At 67.7% G+C, this 2,919-nt stretch carries 1 protein-coding gene; it reads right to left on the bottom strand.

Features of this window, described 5'->3' with window-relative positions:
• A partial coding sequence (locus F6S12_RS30940; RefSeq protein ID WP_315869783.1) for an amino acid adenylation domain-containing protein occupies positions 1 to 2,917 on the bottom strand: 2,917 nt, incomplete at its 3' end.
• Between the last annotated feature and the right edge of the window lie 2 nt (positions 2,918 to 2,919).

Below are 2,919 nucleotides of genomic sequence, written 5' to 3'. Positions count from 1 at the left end.
GGAAATGCATGGGCAGCATGTAGTCGGGCAAGGCCACCGCCAGTTGCCGGCGGATCTCCTGCCACGCCGCCTCCGGTTCCTGAGCCTTGGCCAGTACCACATAGGCCGCCACTTGCGACTCGCCCGCCACACTGACCACCTGTGCCACGGCGTCTTCGACCTGGGGCAACTGCTTGAGGGCCGCGGTGATTTCCCCCAGCTCGATACGGTAACCGCGGATCTTCACCTGATGGTCGATGCGGCCCAGGTAGTCGATAACCCCGCCGTCCAGATAGCGCGCCAGGTCACCGGTGCGGTACAGGCGCTGCCCGTCGCCGCTGAAGGGGTCCGGCACGAAGCGCTCGGCGGTCAAGGCCGCGCGCTGGTGGTAACCCCGCGCCAGGCCGGCGCCACCCAGGTACAGCTCGGCCGGAGTGCCGGGCGCCACCGGTTGCAAGGATGCATCCAGCACCCGCGCACGGACGTTGGCCAGCGGCAGGCCCAGGGGCACCACCGCCCGCTCGTCCGCCAGCGTGGCGGCGGCCATGGTCAGGGCGCCGACCGTGGTTTCCGTGGGTCCGTAGTGGTTGAACACCACGCACTCTGGCGCCAGGGTCGCGATCCTGCGGACCAGAGCCGCCGGGCAGGCCTCGCCGCCCAGCACCAGGCACTGGCGCGGCAGGGAACGGGCCGGTTCTTCGCCACTCATCAGCGCCTGCAAATGCGACGGGACGATCTTCAATACATCAATCTGGTGGGTGTGCAGGTAGGCGCCGAAGGCGTCGGCGTCCAACCCGGTATCCAGGTCGATCACGTGCAGGCAACTGCCGGAGCACAGGGCGCCGAACAGCGTGGTGTGCCCAAGATCCGCGGCGATGGTCGAGACCACGGCCATAGTGCGCGCAGCCCCCAGTGGCAGGCGCTGGATGATCGCCTGCACATAGTTGGCCAGGGCTCCGTGGGTGATGCTCACGCCTTTGGCGGCACCAGTGGAGCCGGAGGTGTAGATCGAATAGGCCAGGTTCCCGGCAGCCATCCCGGGCAAGGCTGCCAGCGGATCGCTGTCCGGCGCCCAGGCCTGTGCCTGATCCAGCAACAGCACCTCGACCCGGGCCGTCACCGGCAGCCGCGGCTGCACCGCCGTCTCGCTCAGCAGCAGGCGTACGCCGCTGTCTTCAAGCATGTAGCTCAAGCGCTGTTCGGGGTATTGCGGGTCCAGGGGCACATAGGCACCGCCGGCCTTGAGCACCGCCAACAGGCCCAGCACCATCTCCAGGGAACGCTCCACAGCGATACCCACCGGCACTTCCGGCCCCACGCCACGCGCCACCAGCGCTGCGGCCAGACGGCTGGCACGCAGGTCCAGCTCGCGGTAGCTCAGGCACTGCCCGGCGAATACCAGGGCCGGTGCTTCGGGCTGCGCGGCGACCTGGCGGGCAAAGAGTTCGAGCACCGATTCGGCGCTGAACACCTCTTCTGCGCCAGCCCCCTGGGCCAGGAAGCCCCGGTGCTGCTGGGCACTGAGCAGCGGCAGTTCGGCAAGCGCCGACTGCGGCTCGCGCACCATCGCCCACAACAGGTTCTGCCAGTGGCCGGCCATGCGCTCGATGGTCTGCGCTTCGAACAACTGGCAGTCGTAGGTGAAGGCGGCCTGCAACTGGCCACCGCGTTCGAAAGTGTCCAGGGTCAAGTCGAACTGCACCGTGCGCTCGTTGCGCGGCAAGGCCTGCACTTGCAGCCCGGAGCGGCTGTGCAAGGTGGTCAGTTCGGTGACCTGGGGCTGGTGGTTGTACAGCACCTGGAACAGCGGGCTGTGGCTCAGGCTGCGCTCCAGGTGCAGGGCTTCCACCAGACGCTCGAAGGGCAGGTCCTGATGGGCCTGGGCGCCCAGGGTAGTCTCGCGGATATCGGCCAGCAGTTGCTGCACTGTCAATTGCGGGCTCAGTTCGGTACGCAGTACCTGGGTGTTGACGAAGAAACCGATCAGCCCCTCGGCTTCCTGGCGCGTGCGGTTGGCGATGGGCACGCCGACCCGGATGTCCTGCTGGCCGCTGTAGCGCGATAGCAGCAGCTTGAAGCCGGCCAACAGCACGGCAAACAGGGTCACCCCCTGCTGGCGCGCCAGGGCGCCCAGTTGCTGGGCCAGGGGTTGTTCCAGGGCAAAATCCAGGCGGCGCCCCTGGCGGCTGGAATGGGCCGGCCGCGGATGGTCGGTGGGCAGTTTCAGCGGCGGATGCTCGTCACCCAGCTTGGCCCGCCAGTAGTCCAGTTGCCGCTCCTGCTCCCCTGCCTCCAGCCAGCTGCGCTGCCACAGTGCGTAGTCGCGGTACTGGATCGGCAGCGCCGGGACGTTCGGCACCTCACCCTGGAGCAGGCTGTCGTAGGCGTGCAGGAATTCTTCGATCAAGACCCCCATCGACCAGCCATCCGCGACGATATGGTGCAGGGTCAGCAGCATCACGTGCTCCTGTTCGCCCAGGCCCAGTACGCAGACCCGCAGCAACGGCCCCTGTTGCAGATCGAAGGGCCGGCGCGCTTCGGCGTCGGCCAGCTGTTGCACCCTGGTTTCGCGCTGCGCCGGGTCGAGGTCGCAGAGCTCCCGATAATCGATGTCGACCCGCGCCTCCTGGATCACCTGCCGAGGCTCATCGTCCTCCAGGGCAAAGACCGTGCGCAGGCTCTCATGCCGCTCCAGCAGCCAGTCGAAGGCCTGCGCCAGCACTGCCCGGTCCAGCGGCCCGCTCAGGCGGACCGCGTTGGGCAGGTTGTAGGCCGCGCTCTGCGGGTCCAGTTGCCAGAGAAACCACATGCGCTGCTGCGCATAGGACAGGGCCTGGCGATCAGGCACCGCAACCCCCGCCGGAATCGGCAGCAGAGAGAAGTCGACGCCTTCCTTGTCCAGAGCCTTCAAGAACAGCCGGCGCTTTTCCAGCGGCAGTT

Origin of the sequence: Pseudomonas sp. JV245A, assembly GCF_032424515.1 — a bacterium.
GTDB lineage: Bacteria > Pseudomonadota > Gammaproteobacteria > Pseudomonadales > Pseudomonadaceae > Aquipseudomonas > Aquipseudomonas protegens.
This window is presented reverse-complemented; position numbering and strand designations above follow the sequence as displayed.